This is a genomic window from Prevotella vespertina (assembly GCF_009728485.1).
Lineage (GTDB): Bacteria > Bacteroidota > Bacteroidia > Bacteroidales > Bacteroidaceae > Prevotella > Prevotella vespertina.
Genome location: NZ_VVIQ01000002.1, coordinates 179,537 through 201,939, shown reverse-complemented (window position 1 = coordinate 201,939; position 22,403 = coordinate 179,537). Strand labels below are relative to the sequence as shown.

33 protein-coding genes and 2 tRNA genes are annotated in these 22,403 nt (G+C 36.2%); all 35 read left to right on the top strand.

All coding sequences use genetic code 11. The annotated features are described in order from the left end of the window. The first annotated feature begins 50 nt into the window (after nucleotides 1-50). The 35 genes from F0475_RS02385 (at nucleotide 51) to F0475_RS02215 (ending at nucleotide 22,402) form a co-directional block, all read left to right on the top strand. Nucleotides 51-1,226 (top strand): DEAD/DEAH box helicase, encoded by a 1,176-nt coding sequence (locus F0475_RS02385; RefSeq protein WP_155715228.1) that lies wholly within the window; start codon nucleotides 51-53, stop codon nucleotides 1,224-1,226. A 1-nt stretch (nucleotide 1,227) separates the two neighbouring features. Then, nucleotides 1,228-1,557 carry a hypothetical protein gene (locus tag F0475_RS02380; RefSeq protein ID WP_155715227.1) on the top strand — a complete coding sequence of 110 codons (330 nt, stop codon included), beginning with the start codon at nucleotides 1,228-1,230 and terminating at the stop codon, nucleotides 1,555-1,557. Nucleotides 1,558-1,563: 6 nt separating this feature from the next. Beyond that, nucleotides 1,564-1,962, top strand: coding sequence for a hypothetical protein (locus tag F0475_RS02375; protein WP_155715226.1), 399 nt, complete (start codon nucleotides 1,564-1,566; stop codon nucleotides 1,960-1,962). Next, complete coding sequence (gene dut / locus F0475_RS02370; RefSeq protein ID WP_155715225.1) at nucleotides 1,959-2,378, top strand: dUTP diphosphatase; 420 nt, start codon at nucleotides 1,959-1,961, stop codon at nucleotides 2,376-2,378. Before F0475_RS02375 ends, dut begins: the two co-directional genes overlap by 4 nt. Then, the gene (locus tag F0475_RS02365; protein WP_155715224.1) at nucleotides 2,359-2,616 is read left to right on the top strand and encodes a DUF3310 domain-containing protein; all 258 of its coding nucleotides are present in this window, start codon (nucleotides 2,359-2,361) and stop codon (nucleotides 2,614-2,616) included. The genes dut and F0475_RS02365 overlap by 20 nt, the downstream gene beginning before the upstream one ends. Then, nucleotides 2,600-2,956, top strand: coding sequence for a DUF4406 domain-containing protein (locus tag F0475_RS02360; RefSeq protein ID WP_155715223.1), 357 nt, complete (start codon nucleotides 2,600-2,602; stop codon nucleotides 2,954-2,956). The genes F0475_RS02365 and F0475_RS02360 overlap by 17 nt, the downstream gene beginning before the upstream one ends. After that, a complete protein-coding gene (locus tag F0475_RS02355; protein ID WP_155715222.1) occupies nucleotides 2,953-3,441 on the top strand; it encodes a recombination protein NinG in 489 nt (162 codons plus the stop codon). The genes F0475_RS02360 and F0475_RS02355 overlap by 4 nt, the downstream gene beginning before the upstream one ends. Nucleotides 3,442-3,646: 205 nt before the next feature. Then, complete coding sequence (locus F0475_RS02350; RefSeq protein ID WP_155715221.1) at nucleotides 3,647-4,564, top strand: hypothetical protein; 918 nt, start codon at nucleotides 3,647-3,649, stop codon at nucleotides 4,562-4,564. Beyond that, nucleotides 4,555-5,124, top strand: a complete 570-nt coding sequence (locus F0475_RS02345) for a P-loop NTPase family protein (protein ID WP_155715220.1) — start codon at nucleotides 4,555-4,557, stop codon at nucleotides 5,122-5,124. The genes F0475_RS02350 and F0475_RS02345 overlap by 10 nt, the downstream gene beginning before the upstream one ends. Further along, on the top strand, nucleotides 5,121-5,537 hold the full coding sequence (locus F0475_RS02340; RefSeq protein ID WP_155715219.1) for a hypothetical protein: 417 nt from the start codon (nucleotides 5,121-5,123) through the stop codon (nucleotides 5,535-5,537). The genes F0475_RS02345 and F0475_RS02340 overlap by 4 nt, the downstream gene beginning before the upstream one ends. A 111-nt stretch (nucleotides 5,538-5,648) precedes the next feature. Then, nucleotides 5,649-7,016 (top strand): replicative DNA helicase, encoded by a 1,368-nt coding sequence (locus tag F0475_RS02335; protein WP_155715218.1) that lies wholly within the window; start codon nucleotides 5,649-5,651, stop codon nucleotides 7,014-7,016. Nucleotides 7,017-7,364: 348 nt separating this feature from the next. Continuing rightward, complete coding sequence (locus F0475_RS02330) at nucleotides 7,365-7,544, top strand: hypothetical protein (protein WP_155715217.1); 180 nt, start codon at nucleotides 7,365-7,367, stop codon at nucleotides 7,542-7,544. Nucleotides 7,545-7,757: 213 nt separating this feature from the next. Continuing rightward, nucleotides 7,758-8,147, top strand: coding sequence for a hypothetical protein (locus F0475_RS02325; protein ID WP_155715216.1), 390 nt, complete (start codon nucleotides 7,758-7,760; stop codon nucleotides 8,145-8,147). 11 nt (nucleotides 8,148-8,158) lie between these two features. Then, the gene (locus F0475_RS02320) at nucleotides 8,159-8,524 is read left to right on the top strand and encodes a hypothetical protein (protein ID WP_155715215.1); all 366 of its coding nucleotides are present in this window, start codon (nucleotides 8,159-8,161) and stop codon (nucleotides 8,522-8,524) included. 11 nt (nucleotides 8,525-8,535) lie between these two features. After that, nucleotides 8,536-8,850, top strand: a complete 315-nt coding sequence (locus F0475_RS02315) for a hypothetical protein (protein ID WP_155715214.1) — start codon at nucleotides 8,536-8,538, stop codon at nucleotides 8,848-8,850. Then, nucleotides 8,843-9,697, top strand: coding sequence for a hypothetical protein (locus F0475_RS02310; protein ID WP_155715213.1), 855 nt, complete (start codon nucleotides 8,843-8,845; stop codon nucleotides 9,695-9,697). The genes F0475_RS02315 and F0475_RS02310 overlap by 8 nt, the downstream gene beginning before the upstream one ends. Nucleotides 9,698-9,707: 10 nt before the next feature. Further along, the gene (locus F0475_RS02305) at nucleotides 9,708-9,947 is read left to right on the top strand and encodes a hypothetical protein (protein WP_155715212.1); all 240 of its coding nucleotides are present in this window, start codon (nucleotides 9,708-9,710) and stop codon (nucleotides 9,945-9,947) included. After that, nucleotides 9,928-10,131 carry a DpnD/PcfM family protein gene (locus tag F0475_RS11995; RefSeq protein WP_155715211.1) on the top strand — a complete coding sequence of 68 codons (204 nt, stop codon included), beginning with the start codon at nucleotides 9,928-9,930 and terminating at the stop codon, nucleotides 10,129-10,131. Before F0475_RS02305 ends, F0475_RS11995 begins: the two co-directional genes overlap by 20 nt. Next, nucleotides 10,128-10,484, top strand: coding sequence for a hypothetical protein (locus F0475_RS02295; protein WP_155715210.1), 357 nt, complete (start codon nucleotides 10,128-10,130; stop codon nucleotides 10,482-10,484). The genes F0475_RS11995 and F0475_RS02295 overlap by 4 nt, the downstream gene beginning before the upstream one ends. A gap of 2 nt (nucleotides 10,485-10,486) precedes the next feature. Then, nucleotides 10,487-10,894 (top strand): PcfK-like family protein, encoded by a 408-nt coding sequence (locus F0475_RS02290; RefSeq protein WP_155715209.1) that lies wholly within the window; start codon nucleotides 10,487-10,489, stop codon nucleotides 10,892-10,894. 267 nt (nucleotides 10,895-11,161) lie between these two features. Continuing rightward, nucleotides 11,162-12,064 (top strand): PcfJ domain-containing protein, encoded by a 903-nt coding sequence (locus F0475_RS02285; RefSeq protein WP_199879772.1) that lies wholly within the window; start codon nucleotides 11,162-11,164, stop codon nucleotides 12,062-12,064. Nucleotide 12,065: 1 nt separating this feature from the next. After that, complete coding sequence (locus F0475_RS02280) at nucleotides 12,066-12,221, top strand: hypothetical protein (RefSeq protein ID WP_155715207.1); 156 nt, start codon at nucleotides 12,066-12,068, stop codon at nucleotides 12,219-12,221. 84 nt (nucleotides 12,222-12,305) lie between these two features. After that, nucleotides 12,306-12,713 carry a DUF488 domain-containing protein gene (locus F0475_RS02275; RefSeq protein WP_155715206.1) on the top strand — a complete coding sequence of 136 codons (408 nt, stop codon included), beginning with the start codon at nucleotides 12,306-12,308 and terminating at the stop codon, nucleotides 12,711-12,713. A gap of 50 nt (nucleotides 12,714-12,763) precedes the next feature. Continuing rightward, nucleotides 12,764-12,835 (top strand) — tRNA-Gly (locus F0475_RS02270). 6 nt (nucleotides 12,836-12,841) lie between these two features. After that, nucleotides 12,842-12,915 (top strand) — tRNA-Gly (locus F0475_RS02265). 28 nt (nucleotides 12,916-12,943) lie between these two features. Beyond that, the gene (locus F0475_RS02260) at nucleotides 12,944-14,029 is read left to right on the top strand and encodes an NAD/NADP octopine/nopaline dehydrogenase family protein (protein ID WP_155715205.1); all 1,086 of its coding nucleotides are present in this window, start codon (nucleotides 12,944-12,946) and stop codon (nucleotides 14,027-14,029) included. After that, nucleotides 14,014-16,098 (top strand): GNAT-like putative antirestriction protein, encoded by a 2,085-nt coding sequence (locus F0475_RS02255; protein WP_155715204.1) that lies wholly within the window; start codon nucleotides 14,014-14,016, stop codon nucleotides 16,096-16,098. The genes F0475_RS02260 and F0475_RS02255 overlap by 16 nt, the downstream gene beginning before the upstream one ends. Further along, on the top strand, nucleotides 16,082-16,801 hold the full coding sequence (locus F0475_RS02250) for a ParB/RepB/Spo0J family partition protein (protein ID WP_155715203.1): 720 nt from the start codon (nucleotides 16,082-16,084) through the stop codon (nucleotides 16,799-16,801). The genes F0475_RS02255 and F0475_RS02250 overlap by 17 nt, the downstream gene beginning before the upstream one ends. Next, a complete protein-coding gene (locus tag F0475_RS02245; protein WP_155715202.1) occupies nucleotides 16,779-17,645 on the top strand; it encodes an ATP-grasp domain-containing protein in 867 nt (288 codons plus the stop codon). Before F0475_RS02250 ends, F0475_RS02245 begins: the two co-directional genes overlap by 23 nt. A 4-nt stretch (nucleotides 17,646-17,649) precedes the next feature. Continuing rightward, nucleotides 17,650-17,994, top strand: a complete 345-nt coding sequence (locus F0475_RS02240; RefSeq protein ID WP_155715201.1) for a hypothetical protein — start codon at nucleotides 17,650-17,652, stop codon at nucleotides 17,992-17,994. Further along, nucleotides 17,984-19,498, top strand: coding sequence for a hypothetical protein (locus tag F0475_RS02235; protein ID WP_199879771.1), 1,515 nt, complete (start codon nucleotides 17,984-17,986; stop codon nucleotides 19,496-19,498). Before F0475_RS02240 ends, F0475_RS02235 begins: the two co-directional genes overlap by 11 nt. A 208-nt stretch (nucleotides 19,499-19,706) precedes the next feature. Beyond that, nucleotides 19,707-20,093: a hypothetical protein gene (locus tag F0475_RS02230; RefSeq protein WP_155715200.1), complete on the top strand. Its 387-nt coding sequence runs from the start codon at nucleotides 19,707-19,709 to the stop codon at nucleotides 20,091-20,093. Nucleotides 20,094-20,105: 12 nt separating this feature from the next. Beyond that, nucleotides 20,106-20,351, top strand: a complete 246-nt coding sequence (locus F0475_RS02225; RefSeq protein WP_155715199.1) for a hypothetical protein — start codon at nucleotides 20,106-20,108, stop codon at nucleotides 20,349-20,351. Next, nucleotides 20,342-20,605: a hypothetical protein gene (locus F0475_RS02220; RefSeq protein ID WP_155715198.1), complete on the top strand. Its 264-nt coding sequence runs from the start codon at nucleotides 20,342-20,344 to the stop codon at nucleotides 20,603-20,605. Before F0475_RS02225 ends, F0475_RS02220 begins: the two co-directional genes overlap by 10 nt. Before the next feature lie 351 nt (nucleotides 20,606-20,956). Beyond that, on the top strand, nucleotides 20,957-22,402 hold the full coding sequence (locus F0475_RS02215; RefSeq protein ID WP_155715197.1) for a phage portal protein: 1,446 nt from the start codon (nucleotides 20,957-20,959) through the stop codon (nucleotides 22,400-22,402). The last annotated feature ends 1 nt before the right edge of the window (nucleotide 22,403 follow it).

Sequence of the window (22,403 nt, the reverse complement as noted above, 5' to 3'; positions counted from 1 at the left end):
TTGAGGGGGTGAACGAAATAGACACCCCCTCTCTTTTCACACTAAGAGCAATGAAATATACACTTCGAGATTATCAGAAACAAGCATCAGACGCAGCTGTTAAATCTTTCTTAAGTTCTAAGAAATCGAATGGGATAATAATAGTATCGACTGGTGGTGGAAAGTCTTTAATTATAGCTGATATAGCTTCAAGGTTAAATTCTCCACTGATTGTGCTTTGCCCGTCAAAGGAAATATTGCAACAGAACTTTGAAAAGCTACAGAGTTATGGAATACTTGATTGCGCTTGTTATTCTGCTTCTGTCGGTTGTAAGGATATCAATAGAATCACCTTTGCCACTATCAGAAGCGTAATGAATCACATGAATGATTTCAAGCATTTCAAGTATGTGCTTATAGATGAGGTTCATGTTGTTAATAGCAGAGGTGGAATGTATGAGAAATTCATCAATTCACAAGATAGGCAGGTCGTAGGATTAACAGCAACACCATATCGTCTTAGTTCGTATATGAATGGCTCAATGCTGAAATTTCTCACTCGTACACGACCACGCATTTTTAGCGAGGTTTTATACGTCTGTCAAACATCAGATTTACTTGCAAAAGGGTATTTGGCAAACTTAAAGTATTACGATTTAACTGCAATCAATATTGAGAACGTTATAAGTAATTCAACAGGTGCCGATTATGATGAGAAGTCTTTGAAACTTGAATATGAAAGAAGCGGCTTTTTTGATAAGCTCACAACTACAACATTGCGAGTTCTGAAACCAAAGAATGGTATTCCACGCAAAGGAGTATTAGTTTTTACTCGCTTTGTCGAAGAAGCTGAGAACCTTGTTGAGAAGTTAAAGATAAAAGGAGTTTCCGCTGCTATTGTTACAGGTACAACTCCGAAAGTAGAAAGAGAGAAACTTCTAAATGATTTCAAAAGTGGGAAAATAAAGGTTGTTGCGAATGTTGGAGTTTTGGTTGTCGGTTTTGACTTCCCTGCATTAGACACTGTTATTTTAGCACGTCCGACCAAATCGCTTGCATGGTATTATCAAGCTGTTGGTAGGTGTATCAGACCTTTCAAAGACAAAGATGGGTGGGTTATTGACTTAGCAGGTAACTATAAGCGTTTCGGCAAGGTTTCTGATTTGAAGATAGATGTTGAGAAGCCAAACTCTCAACTTTGGTGTGTGAAAAGTAATGGAAAAATTTTAACTAATAGAATATTTTAGAATGAGTGATATTTTGGATATGCTGCGTGACTTTACGCATTTTACACAAAAGATTGAACGTGATATGTATGAAACAGCTAAAAGGATTCAACTTCCAGACGAGATTGATATATACAACTTCTTTGAGCAGTGGGGCGGACGTGCAGAGTGCAGGATGTATGACTATTCAATGACGCTTTGTAGTATCGAGGATTATGTCCGATTTTATGATGATGCGATTAACATACGCTACCATATCGGTAAAGCAAAATACTATGCGCTACGTTTTAATGGCAGAGGCGTGTTCCTTGTGAGTGAGAAACATTATAACGAACTTAAAGCATATAAGTAAACGTAAATGATTAGAGAATTTGATATTGAAATATACGGCAGACAGTTGTGGATAGCAACAAGTTGGGAAGATGTTAAAGACAAATTTACAACTTACGGAGGCTATGATTTTAAGAAATCAGAAGACGCATACGCTACTACTTATCCATGTATAGCGAGTAAGAAGACAGGGAAATATGGAGTATTGGTAGTCTTTTATGACTGCTCCAAACTCTGTGGAAGCAATATTGTCGAAAATATAGCACACGAAAGCCTGCATGCAACAAATGCTATTTTCAATGAGTTGGGAATTGAATACAGTCTGACACACGATGAGCATGCTGCATATATGGTTGGGTGGGTTGCCAAGTGTTGTTGGAAAGTTTTACAGAAAGAAGTTTATGATAATATAAATGAGAAAATATGAAAGTAAAGATTAAGAAATTAGTAGAAAACGTATCTATTCCTCACTATGCGAAAAATGGTGATGCTGGGCTTGACCTAACAGTTACAAGTATAGATGAGATAGGCGATAAAGTTATTTATCATTGCGGGTTTGCCTTTGAAATACCACAAGGATATTTCGGTTTAATCGTTCCAAGAAGCAGCAATGCAAGTAAGGATTTATTGTTAACAAATTCGTGTGGAATAATAGATAGTGGATATCGTGGCGAAGTAACAGCAGTGTTCTTAAAGACGCTTTTTGATGGCAATTTTTACAAGGTCGGTGATCGTTTTGCTCAAATGATTATTTTACCATACCCACAGATAGAGTTTGAAGAAGTCGAAGAATTATCTAAAACAGAAAGGGGAACAGGCGGATATGGCTCAACAGGAAAGTAGCGTAAATCATCCGACACACTATACTCAACACCCAAGCGGTATTGAGTGCATAGACATTGTTCGTCATTATGATTTTAATATCGGTAATGTAATCAAATACATTTGGCGTGCTGGATTAAAGCACGAAAAAGGTATGAACGATAGAGATAAACAAATAGAAGATATGGAGAAAGCTATGTTCTATTTGAAAGATGAAATTGAAATGCTAAAAAGAAAAAGAAATGAAGAAAAAGAATAGATGTTATCTGTCTGGTCCTATCAGTGGTAAGGATATGGAGGAGAGAAAAAAGGCTTTCAAAGCTGCACAAGTAATGCTTGAAGCAGCAGGCTACGAAGTTGTCAACCCTATGGAGAATGGGTTGCCTCTGAATGCAACAACAGCTCAACACATGAAGAGAGATATTCTGTTACTCACTGATTGCGATTGTATCTTCATGATGGATAAATGGAACCATTCACAAGGGTGCTACACTGAGTTTATGGTTGCAACTGCAATCGGATGCGAGGTTATTTTCGAGAGCAAAATGAGTGAAATAGAATTAGGCGAAAATAAGCGATTTAAGACGATATTTCGATGATGAACAAATACTACTTCAAAAGGAAGACAAAGGACGCTCACAGCGAAGAAAAACCGCATAGAAAGAAATCTACACGTAGTAAACCCAATCTTACTAAGAAACTTGACAAAGTTTTTTCTGCATATATCCGTTTACGTGATGCTATGCCGAGTGGGTACTTCAAATGTATTTCGTGTGGTCAGATAAAGCCGTTTGAGCAGGCAGATTGCGGTCATTTCTTTAGCCGGAAAAATATGTCTGTTCGTTTTGACGAAGATGATTGTCATGCCGAGTGTAGAGGTTGTAACAGATTTTCGAGTGACCACCTAATAGCCTATCAAGCTAATTTAATACGCAAGATTGGTATGCAGCGATTTGAGTTGCTTTCAGCTAAGGCGCATCAGGCAAAGCACTGGTCAGATTTTGAGCTTGAAGCAATGATAAAACACTATACGGCAGAAGTAAAACGGCTTAGTTCGCTAAAGGGAATAAGAGTCAATATCTGAAAAAATGTTAGCTAAAAGAAATTAGTTAGTTTAATCTTAGGTTAATATAAAATTAATTACTACCTTTACAAGCGAATAACAGAAATTTTTATTATTGGAGTCGCAACCAAATGAAAAGAACATATACAATCAACCCCTTAATGAGTAAGTCCGTTTGCGACATTAGGACTGAAAGTTAAGGGCGTTGATGTTTTAGGAGTATATTATGCAATATACGATTAACATAAACCAGAGAAGTGTTATTGAAAATGGCTGGAATTTGTCATTTGACGATATGGCGGTTTTCAGTTTTATGAAAAACTTTATTTTAGAAGGGGCTTTATCTAAGCACGTTATTCATGGAAAAGATTATTTTTGGATATCATTTTCTAAGATTAGAGAAGAATTACCTATGTTATCTGGCAACTCTGATAGCAGCATAAGGAGACATATTTCAAACCTTGTACGTGTAGGATTAATTGAAAAGTGCGATGATGAAATATCTATCAAGAATAGGATTTCGCTATATCGTCTTGGGAAATCGTTTTCTAAATATTGGCACAGTGTCAACCCCTCCAAAAATGACGACACCCCTCCAAATTTGGAAGGCAACCCCTCCAAAAATGAAAGGGTAACCCCTCCAAATTTGGAAGGGAATAATAATACCAGTATATTAGATTACCAATATCAGAATATTTCTCCTAACGGAGGGTTAAGCGCAAGCGCTTTGGACTTGGGAGAAGTGAAAAAAGAAAAAACGAAAACTAAGTCTAAGAAAGAGCCAACAATCGTAACTCAAGGGCGAAATATCTTTGAAGCATACTTTGAGAAAAAGACAGGTGAAAAATATTACTGGAAAGCAGCAGATGGTGCTCAAATGAAACGTTTGCTTAATCAGTTGAAGTTTTCACGAGAGCATAGAGGGTTGACAACTTCAGGTAAAGACTTGATAGATGCTCTACAAGTATTTCTTGATAAGATAACAGATAATTGGATGCTTGCAAATTTATCTGTTCCAAATATAAGTTCTAAATATAACGAATTGGTTGCGCAAGCTAGAAAAGGTAAAGGGCAAATCGGAATTATCCTACGTAACAACACGGATGATAAATATTTAAATCAGAAAATAAAGCAATGGAAGTAATAAAAGAGCAATCAATATTTTCAGGTATCGAGAAAAAGAAAATAACCAACATCGACCTTGAAAATGCAAAAGACGTATTAAAGCGTGGTTTGAATTTCTTTGTTGGCGAAGATGCACAATGGGTGCAAGAGTATGACGATATTGCAGACTGGCTCACAGATAACAAGCATAAAGGTCTTTTATGTTACGGAAAGTGCGGACGTGGTAAATCGCTTATCTGCGAAAAGATTATGCCTAATATTTTCAGATACTATCTTCGTAAGAACTTGATTAAGTTTGATGGCTATGAGATAAACGACAAACGACAGCTTTTGAGAGAATGCGATTGCGCAATACTCATAGACGACTTTGGAGTAGAAGACGTTGGTAAGATTTACGGAGAAACTCATAACGTTTTTGAAGAAGTCATCAGCCTGGCAGAAAAAAGACAGCAGTTATTGCTTCTAACAACTAACCTCACTCTTGACGAGATATGTGAGAAGTATGGAGAACGTACACTTGATAGACTTCGTTATCTCACTAGACCAGTTTTATTCACAGGAGAAAGCTTTAGAAAATGACACGGAGACAGGAAATTGAAAATATCATCATAGGAACTCTTCTGAATACTTTTGGGATTGATTGGTTCGCTGATTGTAGGTATTGCATCACAACCGACATGTTCGCAGATGAAAGTAACGCAAAGATTTATTCAGTCATTTGTGAGTATAGGAAGACAAGTGATAAGACAATTACCCCCTATCATCTTTGTAACTTCGATAAGAATTTACTTTCCCTTGCAGGTTATATGGCAGGATTAGCTGGAGATTATTATTTTCTTGTCAAGAAAGTGAATTATAATGAGAATATTTGGATGGCACGAGAATTTGATGGGAAACGATGCAGATATACTGAGGTTAAATTTTCTGATTATGTAGGAAAATTCTTAGATATTATTATTAGTGAACGTAAAATACAAAACAAAGTTGTTTAAAAGACTGATATATTTATAATAGTATAGTTATATCAAAAATAAGAAATAAAGCTACTACGGGGCTAAAAAATGGTAAAAATCGAATTTTAAGATAAAAGACATAAATGAGCAATGAAATCAAAAGAAAAAATTAAGATTATCGGAGAACAGCAGGTTCAACCACATAGTGTTGAAACAGAGATTGCTGTACTCGCTACGTTGATGCGGTATAACGAGAAATTTAATGAGTATAGCGATATGTTAAATGCAGAAATGTTTTACACAGAAATTAATCAATCTATTTATCAGTGTATAGCTGGCGTTATAAGTCAAAACACAATAACTGATGTTAAGGCACTTGTTGATTATGCCAATACTCATGAGTTGAACTTTAAGCTAAGTGAACTAGATTTCCTTAATATCGTTAAGTTTACAAGTGTTGAAACCTTAGAACAGGATATTCAGCGAATACGCAGAATGTGGAAACAACGTATACTTTGGGTACAGCTTCAATTAGCTTCGCAGAAAGTTCTTGATCCTATGGAGGATTTCGATGAGGTTGTTAATAACACAATGAATTCTCTTAGTGACGTGCAGAGTGATACTGCTGATAATGGCATTTATTCCTTTGATGATTCTATCGACGAGTTGGTTGAGATTGTTAATGACAACGCTCAAGGAAAGAAGAAAAGTCTAACAACAGGATTTAAGCTGTTTGATGCTTACTATCTTTTGCGCCCTACTACGTTGACAATTATTGCTGCATTTACAGGAGTTGGAAAATCCTCTTTAGCAATGAATATAGCTACAAAAGTAGCAGGTGAGGGAGAACCGACGGCTTATTATTCTCTTGAAATGGGAAAATCTGAGTTGGCTGCACGAGCTATTAGCGGGAAAGCTGGTATTTCATCAAGCGTGATTGTTAACTGCAAACTTGAGAGTTTTCAGTTGCAACAGTTTGATAGGGCTATTGGAGAGACAAAAGGGTTGCCGATTTATATTGATGAAAGAGCAACTGTTTCGTTTGATAATACTGTAAGGTCTATTAGGACGCTTGTAAGAACAAAGGGTATAAAATTAGCCGTGATAGACTATCTACAGATTTACTCACAAGTCGGAGACAACGTAGAATCAAGTTTAGCATATATGGCACGTGCGGCAAAGAATATTGCAAAGGAATGTAAAATTGCTGTAATACTCTTATCTCAGTTATCAAGAGGAAAGGAACACCCAGATATTAAGCAACTTCGTGGTTCAGGACAGATTGAGGAAAGTGCCGATAATATTGTTTTGATTGACAGACCAGAGGCGTACCCAAATAGCAATATCAGATATGAAGGAGATTTCAGCGACCAAGATACTCATGGTACAGCAAAATTAATACTCGCAAAAGGGCGTGGTGTTGGTGTAGGAACTTCACTTGTTGGGTTCGACGGCAGATTTACTCAATTCTATGAATTAGATGAAAAATCGCAGGTAGAGGCTAATATGCCGTTCTGATGAGAAAGATTAAGACTATCATAGAAGTAATTAAATAGTTCATATAAATATAATTAGATTAAATATATATAATAGGCATGTTGGATTTGTTATTTGTAATGGACCTCGTGAGAACTAATCAGTATTGCGAAACCAAAGAAGAAAAGGATTTGTGTAAATCTGCTCTTAACGCAGCACTTAATTGGTCATACAAAGTAGATAATGAGAGGAAGCTAAGAAAAAAGAGAATCCAAAAGTTAAATATTATGTAACTACTTGATTTTTAGGTAGTTATATTTGGTAATATCAAATAAAATGACTACCTTTACAATGTAATAATAAAACAATAACAATTAAAACAAAAGAGCAATGAAAAAGTTAGAAAAAGTTCAAGAGATTTCTTACAAGAATCATATTCTCACAAAATTAGTTGATGGTTTTGGACAAGAGTCTGTAATCATTGATAATGATTTTGAGAAAGAGTTTACCAGTATTGCTGATGCAAAGCGTGTTATAAATGGTCTTAAGCCAATGTATGAATTTATTTAAAAGTAAAGAGCAATGAAATCAATTAGAAATTACGTTATTGGGAGCTTTTTTATATCTCCATTTTTCATTTGTTTAGTGAGTGATAGTTTACCTCTGATAGTAGCTGGGTGTGTTTACCTTGTTTTACTTTTCAGGTTTACTCCAAAGAAATGGAAAATGCGTTTCTTTATAGCAAGTGTAAGATTATCAAAAATTTTAGGATAAGGAGATACTATGAGTTGTAATTACCCTATGATGTCACAGAGCCAATTAAATAGTGCTCCTTGGAATGAAAAAGAGCAATCTGTAATAACAAGGGATTGCGAGATAACTGAGACGGTCACAAGAAAAGTGACACTTGCAACAACCGACTATAGTGCAGATTCAGATTATGATGATGAGCTCGGAGCATGTAGCTCGGTTGACACCACAGAAACTGATTGGGTTGCAGAATATGAAGAACAAGAATATTCTATAATAGAATTGTTATCCAAGTTAAAAGAGTATGTTTCTGACGACTTAAGGAATACAAATCATAGTCCCAGACGGCAGAAAGAATTACGGAAATTGTTATTAGTTTGTGACAGTTGGAAGCAAGAAGATGTATGTGTAGAAGAAGTCTAAAAATTGGAGCGATGAAATACAAGTTAAACAAAGACAATTTGGTAGATATTTTTTCTACCGCAACCTATGGGAGTGACTGGCTTGAAATAAAGCGTCCCAAGAAGTTCAACAATCTTGTCAAGGAAGATAGCGAGTGCAGGGAAGAAAAGTGGGCTGATATTCTGCTCGGTGGTGGTTTCATTACTGCTTTCGTATATGAGGATGATGGACCACATGTGAGATACGAGATAACAATGGAGGATATTGAGAAAGGTTTTCAGAAGTTCATTGAAGAGTGTCCTCAGGATTATGCAGATTTGGCAAATGGTAATGGAGATTATTATACATCAAGTAATCTTATACAAGTAGTGTTATTTGGTGAAGTAGTATTTGGATAAAAATAAGAGCAATGAAGTACAATCAGAAAAACGAAGATGCATATCAATCAGTTTATCAGCCATTGTTTGATAAACTGAATAGCGGTAAATTCTTTCCAAACATTCCTGCAATCAAGGAAGAAATACGAGAATTAAACCACCGTATGGATATTCTTTGTACTGGAGCCTATTTCGCAAGAGACCTTGATGAAGTGAACAAAGTAGAAGATAGACTTGATGCTTTAAGAGGTCAGAGGCGAGCATATTGGGACATTTTGAAATATGTCAACAAGCGAATTAAAGAAACAAAATTAGCAAATACAAATAAATCATGCAACTATGAGTGAATATGCAACAAGAAAGATAGATAATACCGAGTTCAAGATTGGAACTTGCGAGGATATGTTCAAATGCCGTTATGATCAGTTAGGCGAAATTACTTATCCATATATGTCGGATAACCTTTATTGGAGAATACCTACTCCAGACGAAGATGGAACTATGCCTGGCGATTACAACTATTCACTTTTGCAAGAGGATGGTCACATTCCTTGGAAATTAATGATAGATACAAGCAAGTTTAGCGATGATGATATTGCAGGCATGCATCAGACTGGCACAATCCAACTGAAAGAACCGAGAATGAGGCTGCTTATAAATATTCATTGCCCACATGGTCTTCCTATGGAGCAATTCAAAATCAACAATAATAGCACTGTTATCTCAATGGGTTACAATGGGCACCAAGATACGCTATATCTGAAAGGTTTAAAGAACGAGACAAATGAGTTAAAAGTGTTGGTAGAATGCTCCGCCTGTGGAAGTATGTGGTCTTTCAGTTTCAATGAAATAGAACCGCTGATTGAAAGTATTTGGATGCGTCTACGCCTGCTCCGTCAGATTTCAGATTACCACTATAAGCGAAGCGAAGAAAAAGTCGAATTTTCTGTAAAAGTAAATATTGGAAAGGATAGTTGTGCCACTATCTGTTCTATCGGCAAAGGCAGATACTTGGTAAGAAAAGACGAGTACGTTAAGGCTGATGCTCCTTGGCATATAGCTTTAGTTGAGTTCGTTAAGCTCTTGCCAAGAAGGTCAGACTTCGATGTGAATGATACTGATGCAAGAATGTCAAAATTACACAATATTGCATCACAGGCAGAAGAAATAAGAAGCAACATCAATAACATTTAGTACAAGGGCAATGGAAAAGTTGGAATTACTATCAAAAGTCAGAGAATTAAACAAGTCTTTTTCAGAAGATTTGGAAAAGGAGTTGGATAAGATTCTCGAAAGTGGGTGTCTTGATTTGTCAAAATATGAAAACGATTTTATATTACCTAAGATTGTTTTTAGTGCAATACTAAAAAGTGAGTCGTTCCAATTTGCGCCAATGAGTAAAGAATATCAGCAGGAAATTAAAAATGTGTCTAAGTTCTTGTAAATTAAAAAAATATAGAGCAACGAATGAGTTTGAAGTAGTTATTACTGAGACATTACAGAGAAAGGTTAAGGTAAAAGCATTTAATGAAGCAGATGCGAAGATAAAAGTCTTTGATATGTACGATAACGAAGAAATCGTATTAGGAGATAATGATTTTTGGGACTATTCAATCGAAGTGGTATGAAAGTAATAGTAGAAAGAACAAGTTTGTTGGGAAATGAAGAAAAGCCTATTGATGAAGCTGTGTTTGTAAATAGAACATTGCATTATCAGGACAGAAGAAATGTGTCTTCTATGGAAGAGGCTAAGACAAATTTTTGGTATAATGAGTTTATATCTTCAGGAACTAATCATAGGGAGGAAAATGGATATATAGTTAGAGATTGTGAAAGAGAGGAAAGCGTTTGGGAAGTAGAAATTGAAAGTCTTAACGATATTCTCAGCATATTCAAAAAGTATGGCGACATTATCATTATGGAAAGTGCTTATTCTGAATACGACTTCAAAATAGAAATTTACGATACATACAGAGAATAATTATGAAATCAACTGATAATTTCAAGCGTGCTATTCAAGATTATTTGGAAGCACGCGCAAAGACTGATGAGTTATTTGCAAAGTCATACGCAAAGCCAAACAAAAGTATTGATGAATGTATCACATACATTCTTAACGAAGTTCAGCGCAGTGGTTGTAACGGCTTTGATGATGATGAAATCTACGGAATGGCTGTTCACTATTTTGATGAGGACAACCTTGATGCTGGTAAGAAGATTAACTGCAAAGTTGTCGTTAACCACGTCGTAGAACTCACGGAAAAGGAGAAACAAGAGCTGAAAGACAAGGCTCGTAACGACTTCTATACCGAACAACTTACCAAGCAACGTGAGAGCTTGAAACCAAAGAAGAAAGCTGAACAAAAAGTTGTTGCACAATCACTTTTTTGACCTATGAAGCCAAGAAATAAGATACAAAGGGAAGTTGTAGCCCTTAGCGGCATACTCTCCCCTATTACGGACAAACAAAAGGAGTGGGGTATTACTCATTCCTACACGGAAAAGGAACGTACCTACAAGAAGACTATGTATCGATACTTTGTCGTATCCTCTCGAGTAAAGGATTGGCAGGTTTGCCGTTTCTTTCAGATACGGAAACAAAGGCAACTCTATGATGTAATAGAACCAGTGCGTTTATGGTTTAATACTAACGGCCATATGGAGGTAGAAGCAATGAACAGATTTTGCATGAGTGGCAGAATAGATAGTTGGATAATTGATAGCGAATTATCATTAAAGCAAGCTCCTGCATCATATAATGACTATACGCTGATGTTGCCTATATCTGCATCTAAAGTTACTTCTATGCTTCCTATCTTGAAGCGTAATGGCTTAAAAGGAAGTTTCCATAATATGCAACCTCGTGACGTTATAGAAGGGCTGTTAAAGAATAACATCTTTGAAACTCTTTGGAAATGCAAACAGTTTTCTCTTTTACAAGCTTTTGCTCACGAATGGAACAGAGATTATAACGATGTTTCTAAGATGGATGCTGTAAAGATAGTTTTACGGCATAATTATCACATCAAAGATGGTTGTATGTGGATTGACATGGTAAATATGCTTGAAAGAGCTCACAAAGATTTTAGAAATCCTAAATTTGTTTGCCCTATTAGTTTGAAAGCAGGTCATGATAAAGCAATGGACTTATGCAATAAGTACGAAGAAAAGCAAAGGAAGATAAAAGAGCAAAAGGAACTGCTCGAAGATCAGAAAGCAGTAAAAACGTACGAAATTGCACGTAAATGCTTTATGTGTATGGTAATTTCTGACGGCAAAGTTGTTATACAAGTTTTGCCGACGGTCAAAGATGTAGAACAAGAAGGCAAGGCTATGCATCATTGCGTATTTACCAATAAGTATTACAAACGATTAGATAGATTACTATTAAGTGCAAAGGTTAATGACGAGAGAGTAGAAACTATTGAGGTAGATTTGAAACGCTATCAATTAGTGCAATCTCGTGGCGTATGTAATCAGAATAGCAAGTATCATAATGAAATAGTGAGTCTTGTAAATAAAAACATGAACATAATTAGAAAATTTAATAAAGCAGTATGATATGGATAAAGAAAAAGAACTTGAACTAAAAGTAAAGATGTTCTGTGAAGCAATCCGCTCAACAATTTGTGAGAATACTTATGATAGAGCCAGAAATGTTGCAGAATCGGTAAATGAAGCCTTTGATATTCTAAAACAGTGCACTGATAATTGTTAAAATATAGTTAAATAACAGATTTTTTCAACTAAATTTATTTGAATTTCAAATAATATTATTATCTTTACAAATAATTACAAGAATATGAGAATATACACATCATACTTCGGTAATAGCAGGAAATTGCAACAGGCAGGAATTAAGGTTATAGGAATATCACTTTATCCGCCACGTTGGTTCAATGGAACATCTCTGAAGCAAGTAGCCCCAACGAAAAGTATTCTTTTTGCAAATGGGCAAACGCAAGAAGAATATACACGACGATATAGGTCGGAAGTTCTTTCTCAGCAAGATATGAAGCAGTTCTTAAAAACAGTAGAGCAAGCAAGTGGAGGGCAAGACGTTGCTCTTTGCTGTTACGAAAAGCCAGAGGATTTCTGTCATAGACACATATTGGCAGACTGGATAAAAGAAAAGCTTGGTATAGAAATATTAGAATATGGATATACTCCAAAGAAAGAGCCAGATTATATACAAGGTTCACTCTTTTAACCACATAATGACAAAGCGGAAAGACGCTTGACGTTCGGACAGACGATAATGCGCAAATAGCTCAATGGTAGAGTGTTGTCTTTCCATGACAAAGGTTGGTGGTTCGATTCCACCTTTGCGCTCTATATGCGGAGATAGCTCAGTTAGTTAGAGTGCATCCTTTCCAAGGTTGAAGTCGTAGGTGCAAATCCTACTCTCCGCTCAAATGTGTATTAAGCAATACATAACTTATGAATGTATCAGTAATAGGGACGGGAAACATAGGAGTAGCAATAGCTACTGATTTATCAATTAATGGGCATAAAGTTTCGCTCATTAAAACATCAGGAATAAAGTCTGAAGCATATGATAGACTTTTAAGAAACAAAAATCGGGTTTATCTTAAAGAAAACGACACATATACGGAAACAACAATAAACAATGTTTCCAATGATTTAAGTGAGAACGCTAAGGCAGATGTCGTTATAGTAACTATACAAAGCACATATCACGAAGAATTAATAAAAAAAATAGCCCAGTATTTGAATAATAATCAAGTGGTTGTCGTGGTATGCAGCTATATGTCCTCATTCTATTTCTCGAAGTATTGTCTGGAACTGCCAATGATTGCAGAAACAACAGGACCATATTTGGAGGGGCGTGTTGAATTGGAGGATAAGGCAAATGAAGTTGTATTCAGGGTCGGTTGCCGACTTACACGAAGTCCTTTATCAGTATTCAGCGAAACAAGAAAAAAGGAGTGTATGGAGAAACTGCAATCTCTTTATAGAGGTTTCTCTGACGACTATACTGTTATCGAGTCGGCTTTACTTAACCCTAATATGGTACTTCACACTGTAGGTGCTATCATGAGTATCCCTCGCATAGAGTTTAGCGATGGTAATTTCTGTATGTATCGGGAGGCATACACACATAAGAATAAAGCAACTTTGAACATCATGGAGGAATTAGACAAGGAAAAAATGATTATCCTTGATGCTCTTGGTGGAAGAAAGATAAATATATACGAAGCTGGAGGTTTTCTTGGTAAAGACCCTTTAGAGAGCTTCTTCAAGTATTCAGAATCATCTGATAGAGCAATAAGCCCAACGTCTATCCACTCACGATATATTACAGAAGACGTATCGCAGGGACTTGTACTATTGGAGGATATTGCACTGAGATTAGATATTATGTCCCCTATAACCTCTGCTCTTATAAGTATTGCAAGCGCAGCTTTGGGAGAAGACTTTAGGGTGAAAGGGCGCACGTTAGAAAAACTCGGTGCTTATCAATACATCAAACACCTGAAATATCAAAGATGGGAGAAGCATTAAACGACATAAAGACACGAACCTTTGGTGTTGAGATTGAAATGTGCAATATTGATAGGTCTAAGGTAGTTTTACCAGAGGGGTATTCGTGGAGCAAGGACGAAGAAATTGTTAACACAGATGGTTCGTCAAACAAGAAGTTTGGAGGAGAGGTAAACACCCCTCCTTTAAACATTTGTAGTCTAAAGGATTTGCATGGATTACGCAGCGTTTATGAATCAATGGCGAAAGCTGGTGGTAAAATTAAATGGACTGTTTACACTCACGTACATATATATGCAGGGGATTTGTCAGTAGAGCAATTGAGAAAAGTGTTCTTGTTTTTTTATATTTGTTATCCATACTTTAAAAGATATGCAAAGATATCGAAATGGGATGAAATGGTTTCCATTTTGATGCCTCCTCCTACTGACAAGTATTATCAAGGAGTACTCAATGCTCAGACTTTTAATGATATACGAGAGCTATTCACTAATCAATCAAAGAAAGGATTTATTCGTCATGCAGTTAACATATCTGCTCTTTTCAAGACTAAGACGATAGAGTTTAGAGCATTCCATGGTACAGATGATTTCTATTCAGCATTGAATTGCATCTTCTCGGTGTATAGAATGTTTTATTATGCTGTAAATCATGATTTACAGGATTTTAACAAAATATCATCATACGATGAGTTTAAGGTGACAACAAAGCTTAAATATGACGTACCAGAAGAACTTGTACCTCTTATTTACCAAGGCAACCCTTATAGTAATATTGAGACGTTCCAGTCAAAATCATTATCCTATAATTCCAAGCAGGCTTCGGCATTGTATGAGGCTGTGAAAAAGAATGGGCATAAAGATATATGTATTGTTAACGGCTTTATGTATTACTATGAGTTATTTTTCTTTGAGAAGCTGAATATTTCAATATATTGTCAAGATCCGTATTGCCATTTACTATATTTGATAGCCAATGGCAAGGTGGCTCTGACTTATAGAGACAGACTTGGCTGGCTTGAAGATTACAATGATAAAACAACAAAAAGACAGCTTGCCCTTGCCCTATATGCGGCAAGTTTGCAAAAGTTCTTTATGAGCAAAAGCGCGAGAAATGATGCAATCTTCAAAGCTCTGAGAATTAAGGCAAAGGAATCTATCGAAAAAACGGAGAAAGCTAACGAAAGGTTACTTAAAATGCTAACGACCTGCGAATATCACGTAGGAACATTGCAAGATGCAATTAACTACAAAAAGGTCATTTTCTTTAACTATGGCAAGGATAAGAAACAAAAACGTACATTTAAGCTTATACAAGAGAATAGTGATTTAGATGTTGATTTTTCTGTTTCTCGTAACGAGTATTACAACTTAGTGGAAAGTCTGCCAGAGGAAACATACTTTTATTTCATTAGTAATAGCCCATTTTTAAGCAATATGCATAAGTTGGCAATGTTTAACAGTTCGGGCGGAGATAGGTGGTCTGCTGGTAGATTTCTCTACTGTAATAAGTCGAGTAGAACAAGTGAAACTAACACCTCATATAAAGGTAATCATATCGAGGTTAACGAGATAGTTCCCCCAGATGACTTAGAAATAAATAATCATAATAATCTGAAAGTCGTAAGGGTAAGTCCAGATTATTTATTATGCTTGCAGAAAAAATATATCAATAAAGTTGATATGGTAAGCAAGTGTACTTATGCCTTTGTTGTCATGTATGACAAATATACTCTTGGAGGTTTCGGGTTCACGTTACCGCAACACAAGGGATATGACTTATTCCAATTGACAGATTTTTGCACTAACAATGCAATCCCAAGATTAAGTAAGTTGATATTGTTCTGCATACAAGAGTATTCTGTACAACGAGAACTAAGCAGAAGGATGCATAAACTCGTAGAAAAGGTTATTTCTTGTGCTTATACTCACAAGCCAGTTAGCATGAAATATAGAGGTGTATATACTAAAGTAAAAGACCATTGCACTTCGTCATACCTTGCTTATGAGGGAATCCTTGGCAAGTATGCAAATAACAAGGAAGTAATTGATAGATACCAAAAACTATTGAATAATGGAAACGGAAAATAGGTGGAAATACGAAAAGGTTGACATTAGCCTTATAGACGAGGCTGATATGAACGCAAACGAAATGACTGGCGAAGACTTTGCTCAGTTGTGTGACAACATAGAAAAGGCGGGCTTGAGTAGCGTGCCATGTTGCTATAAAAGGAGTAATGGTAGGTTCGTGATGGTTAGTGGTCATCACAGGCTACGAGCATGTAAAAAAGTCGGCTTTAAGCGTATTGGAATACTCTATGTTACAGAGGAAGAACTGATGCAGGATGAAGCTATTGCTACACAGCTTTCTCATAACTCTTTGCATGGAGAAGATAATCAGAGTATTTTGAAAATACTATATAGTAAGATTAAGTCTGTTGATTTCAAACAGTTTGCCCATGTAAATATCGACGAGATTGCTCCTGTAAGCACAGACGGTATCAGTGTTTTTGCCTTGAAAGAAAATTTTGTTTTTACTGTTGTTTTGTACCCTGATTCGTTTGACAGTTTAGATGAGTTATTTGGGGATATTCGTGAGCAGGCAAGTAAAAGTGATGCTCTTATCATCGCAAATGAAAAAGAAAACGAGAGATTACTTTTGAAACTGCAAACAGAGATAGGCAAGCAATACGACATAAAATCCCCAAGTATAAGTTTTGCAAAGTTATTAGAGCTTGCAAGTGAACGTTTAACAGAAATCAAGGAAGGCAATGGTTTGGTCAATAGTAAGTAAAGACGAGATGGATAACTACGGCACAAGTAATGTGTTTAAGTTCTATCGTGAAGCTTTGGGAAGAGAGAGTATCAAACTCGTTGTAGTCGACGAAACGGATAGTCTTGATTTCGTTTCAGAAGATGACATTGTTTTGCTTAGAACAGCAAGCAAACTACTTGTTGATACAATTCGAAAGAAAGGTGTTAAAACTACAGCAGAAGACTTTGATGTATATTCCCTTGCAGATGATAAATTGCAAATGAATAGATTTCTGCTAAGTAAAGGTATTCTTGCTTCACAGCACCGTTCTCTTGATAATATAAAAGATGGCATAGTATATTTTGTGAAACCACGTTTTGGGAGCGATAGTAAAGGTGTTACAGAAAGTAGTATATGCACTTCAAGAGAGGATGTTGTAAGACAAGTTGCTGTAATCAACCATACTTGTAATGGTAAAGCTGTTATAGAAAATTTTATTGATGGGAAAGAATACACTGTTTCGGTTTTCAATATAGGTGGTAATATATATTGCTTTCCTATCGAAGTCGATTGTAGTGGTACATGTGGAATACAGACACAATTAGGGAAGTCCTTGTTTTCTGAATGTGGAGTGACACTTGAATATGATGAACGAAAAGAATTAAAAGCTCTTTCAGAACGAGTGTTCGAGGAACTTGGCGTTAAGCATCATGCACGAATTGATTTCAGACGTGACAAGGACGGTAAATTGTATGTTATAGATGTAAATTTGATACCTGGCCTTGGTCCTACTGGCGATTTAGCAAGATGTTTATTGTTATCAGAGAATTATTCATATACGGATGCTTTAAAGATGGTTATAGCATCCGCATCAAAAATATAATGTTATGACGAAAAAATTTTCTGCAGAGAAAATTGCAGAGGTATATAAGAAGAAAGGCTGCAATATCACCGCAACTTGTGCAGCATTGAATATTTCGAGGCGTACTTTTTATCAAAAAAAAGAGAAGTCCAAGTCTTTGCAGGATCTTCTTGCGGAAGCGGATGAATCAATGCTTGACTTCGCTGAGTCAAAGCTGATTGAGCACATTAACAATAACGATATTACCTCTTTAATTTTCTTCTTGAAAACTAAGGGTAAGAAGCGTGGTTATGTTGAGCGTACAGAACATGATGTAAATGCAAATCCATTCCAAGAATTGATGGAATCGATTGGTTCAGATGAAGATTAGCAAGTCGTGGAAAAATAAGTTTAATGATTGGCAAAATGACTGGTGTCTTTTTGCCAAGGAGGTTCTTCGTGCCAATCTTGACGAGGAACAAAAGGCTATTTTGCGTGCTATACAGACCGAGAAGATGGTCGCAGTAGCCTCAGGAACAGCGAGAGGAAAAGACTATATTGCTGCTGTTGCAGGACTATGTTTCATGTATCTAACTCCTCGCTGGGATAAAGAACATAGGCTTGTAAAGAACACAAAGATAGCCTTAACAGCACCAACAGGTCGTCAGTGTACTAATATTATGATACCAGAGGTAAACCGTTTGTTTAGGAATGCAAAGGTATTGCCTGGTCGTATGTTATCCGATGGAATAAGAACTAATAATGCGGAGTGGTTCTTAACTGCATTTAAAGCTTCTGATGATAACACGGAAGCATGGTCAGGATTCCATGCGGTAAACACGATGTTTATCGTAACTGAGGCGTCTGGTGTGAGCGAAACAACGTTTAATGCTATTGAAGGAAACTTGCAGGGAAACTCTCGACTACTTTTAGTGTTTAACCCTAACGTAACTACTGGATATGCGGCAAAGGCTATGAAATCCTCACGTTTCAAAAAGTTTAGGTTAAGCTCTCTAAATGCTGAAAATGTAGTAAAAAAGAAGACTGTAATTCCGGGCCAAGTTGATTATGAATGGGTAAAAGATAAGGTTGAGAATTGGTGTGAGAGGATTCAAGAAGCTGATTTTGATGAGGGGCAAGGAGATTTTGAGTGGGAAGGTAGTTGTTATAGACCAAATGACTTATTCCGAATAAAGATTCTCGGTCTTTTCCCCAAGGCAACAGAAGATACGCTTATACCTTTACATTGGCTTGAATTGGCTCACGAAAGATGGGCAAAATTGCAAAAAGAAAAGTTTGTTTCAAGAAAGTCTCCACTTGTTGGTATTGATGTCGCTGGTATGGGACGTGATAGTAGCTGTTTTGTTCCACGATATGGAAACTATGTCCCAGAGATTAAAATACATCAGTCAGGAGGAAAAGCAGACCATATGAAAGTAGCTGGAGAAGCTGTGCAGTGGTTACGTGATAGTAAAGCAAAAGCTTTCATTGATACTATTGGTGAAGGTGCTGGTGTCTATTCCAGACTTGAAGAGTTGGGTTATAGTAATGCCTATTCTTGTAAGTTCTCTGAGGGTACAAGAGGACTTCATGATATCACAGGACAGTATGAGTTTGCTAATATGCGTGCTTATTGTTATTGGGCTGTAAGAGATTGGTTAAATCCAAAGAATGGCTTTAATCCTGCCTTGCCTCCTTGTGATGAATTGGATGACGAATTGACAGAAATACACTGGTCGTTCCAAAGCAGTGGGAAAATTATTATCGAAGCAAAAGAAGATATAAAAGCAAGGTTAAAACGTAGTCCAGATAGGTCAGACGCCCTTGCATCAACATTCTATCCGAACGCAAAAGATTATGCTGATGACGCTTGGATATTGCAAAATCTTTTGTAACTTTGTATCGAAATCTCAGTATTTTCTGATGATTTCATTGCTCTTAGTGTGTTTGTCCGTGACGGATAGGCACACTATTTTTTTGTATTTCAAAAGTTAAATATTATGTAACTACCTGATTTTTAGATAGTTATATTTGGTCAATTCAAATAAAATGACTACCTTTACACTATCAAAATAATAATAATAACAATTAAAAGAAAGAGCAATGAAATCAATTTATGCAAAAGACATAAAGGCAATGCTTCTAACGGATGATGAATATTTCTCCATCGAAGAAGAGATTTGTGCGATTAATAAAGCTGGGCACTCTGAAAGCCTTAATTTCGTTCTTCAAAATGGCACAGATTGGCAGATTAAAAAAGATGGCATCACAAAGATGCTCAAGTACTTTGCTGCCAAAACAATCAAGAGTAATCTGACAAATGATTTTAGTGATGTTTGCCGAAGTGTAGCGAAATTGTTAGGTTGTAGCCGATACAATGTATCACTTTGGCTTAAAGGTATGAGAAACACATTCATCATTGCTGACCAATTTGGTCAGAATTACATCGAAATAATTAAATACAATGGCAGGTCATTCACCTGCCAATAAATAACAAGAGCAATGAAGTCATTAACAATTTATCTCGATTCGTATGTAGCAATCATTGCTACTACTATTCCAAGTCATAAATTTTCGGAGTTAGACCAACTTGCAAGGAAAGAAACGGTAGAGATTGTGTTTTTCAAAGATTACTGTCGAGTAATTGGTAAGAAAAATAGAAAGATAAAAGTTCCAAAGAAAATAACTTGTTCGTCAGAGGAACTTTTGAAGTGGATTGAAAATAAAATAATAACAGCATGGAAATGAAAAATATAACAATAAAAGAATTGTTAGCACATTGCAAATTTTTGAAAGGTGGTAAGGCTGTTGAATATACACGTCCTACATTCGCAGAGGCGAATAAGATGAGCAAGAGAGAACTTTGTATATATGTAGGACTATTTGGATTAAGGCTTAGACCTATTGAGGGATCACTCGATAATGCTAACTATTGGTTAAAAAACAAAACCAAAGAAAATATCTTAGAGTCATTTAGACATGAATTTAGACAAAAAGACTGATAAAGTAAAGGTATTGCTAAGGTCTTCCTGTTTCAAAGAGGCTCTCGCTATTACAAAGACGTTTCGATTTGGATTTACAAAATCTGAAAAAAGAAGTATAGAGATAGCACATGAAGTTTTGACAGGAAATGAAAGGTTTTATCAATTATTAGGCATAGATACTGAAAAGGAAATAAGAAACGCTCATAAAATACTCATAGATAAGTTTTTATAGATTTAATTGTTATTAGCTTCGGCTGTGCTTGCCTGAGAAGGTAGGTGCAGCTTTTTTGTGCCAAGAAAAGCGTATAATTTATTTGAAATTCAAATAGATTTAGTTATCTTTGTAACATAAATATAAAGATAGTCACGATGATAGATTTAAGTTCTATAGACTTTGATAGTGGAAACATATCTGAAACAATAGGTATGTTGAAAAACAAATCAGTGTCTGTTCCTTTATGGGACAATCTTGTCAAGGATTATGAGCCTACTATGCATGAAATTTTATCTGACACGACAACGTTGAAAGATAAAATACGAGCAGATGGACAATTAGACAAGTCCTCACGAATTATTATAGGAATGGAGAAGTTGCACGTAAGGCGTTTGTCGGAATTCACTTTTTCGATTCCTGTAAAGCGTGTGTATCACAACGTTGATGATAACAAGTTAAGGAAAGATATAGTCAATGCTATAGAGTCTGTTTATAAGAATGTCCGTATTGATAGTGAGAATTTGAAGAGAGCTACAGCATTATATGCGTCATGCGAAATTTACACTGTTTGGTATGCAGTTAAGAAACAAAACAGACTATACGGATTCGATAGCGACTATAAACTAAAATGCAAGACATTCTCTCCGATGAATGGTGTGCGATTGTATCCTCTCCTTAATGAAATGGATGATATGCTTGCTATGTCTTTTGAGTACAAAAAGACTGTAAAAGACAAGGAGGTTGTGTTCTTCGAGACGTACACAAAAGATAAGCATTATATTTGGAAACAAAGTGATGGAGTTGGAAAATGGGATGTAGTTCTAACTCAGCAAACGGAAGATGGCGATACGGCTAATGGTGAGGAAATAGTCTTAATGAAAATACCTGGAGTCTATGGGTGGCGGTCAAAGCCAGTCTATGATGGACTATCACCTATCAGAGCAGAGATTGAATACTCTTTATCACGCAACTCTAATGTGATAGCGTACAATTCCGCTCCGTTGCTGAAAGTTGTAGGTGCTACCAAAGGGAAAGAGGATAAAGGGGAAAGTTACAGAGTCGTCCATTGTGAACAAGGTGGAGACGTTTCCTATGTATCTTGGTCGCAGTCTGTGGAGGCTCTTAAATATCATGTTGATTCTATGCAGAAGATGTACTGGATGCAGGCTCAGATTCCAGACATTTCGTTTGACAATATGAAGGGACTTGGTAATATAGGGTATGATGCAAGGCAAACGTTGCTGTCAGATGCTCATCTAAGAGTCGGAGATGAGTCTGGAACTTGGATTGAATTCTTTGAGAGAGAGTGTAATGTTATAAAGGCTTTTCTTGCTGTAATGAATGCTGCGTGGGCAGATGAGATGGATAACATAAGTGTTGAGCATATAATAACCCCTTATATACAGAATGACGAGCTTGCTGAGATTACTAAGCGTATGAAAGCAAATGGTAATAAGCCTATTGAAAGTCAATTAGAATCTATCCAGAAGTATGGGGAGAGCTCAGATGCTGAAAAAACATTTGCAATGATACAAAAAGAAAGTGCGATAGAAGCGGTGAACTCTGCTTCGGCATTTAATTTAGAAAATCAAGTGTTATGAC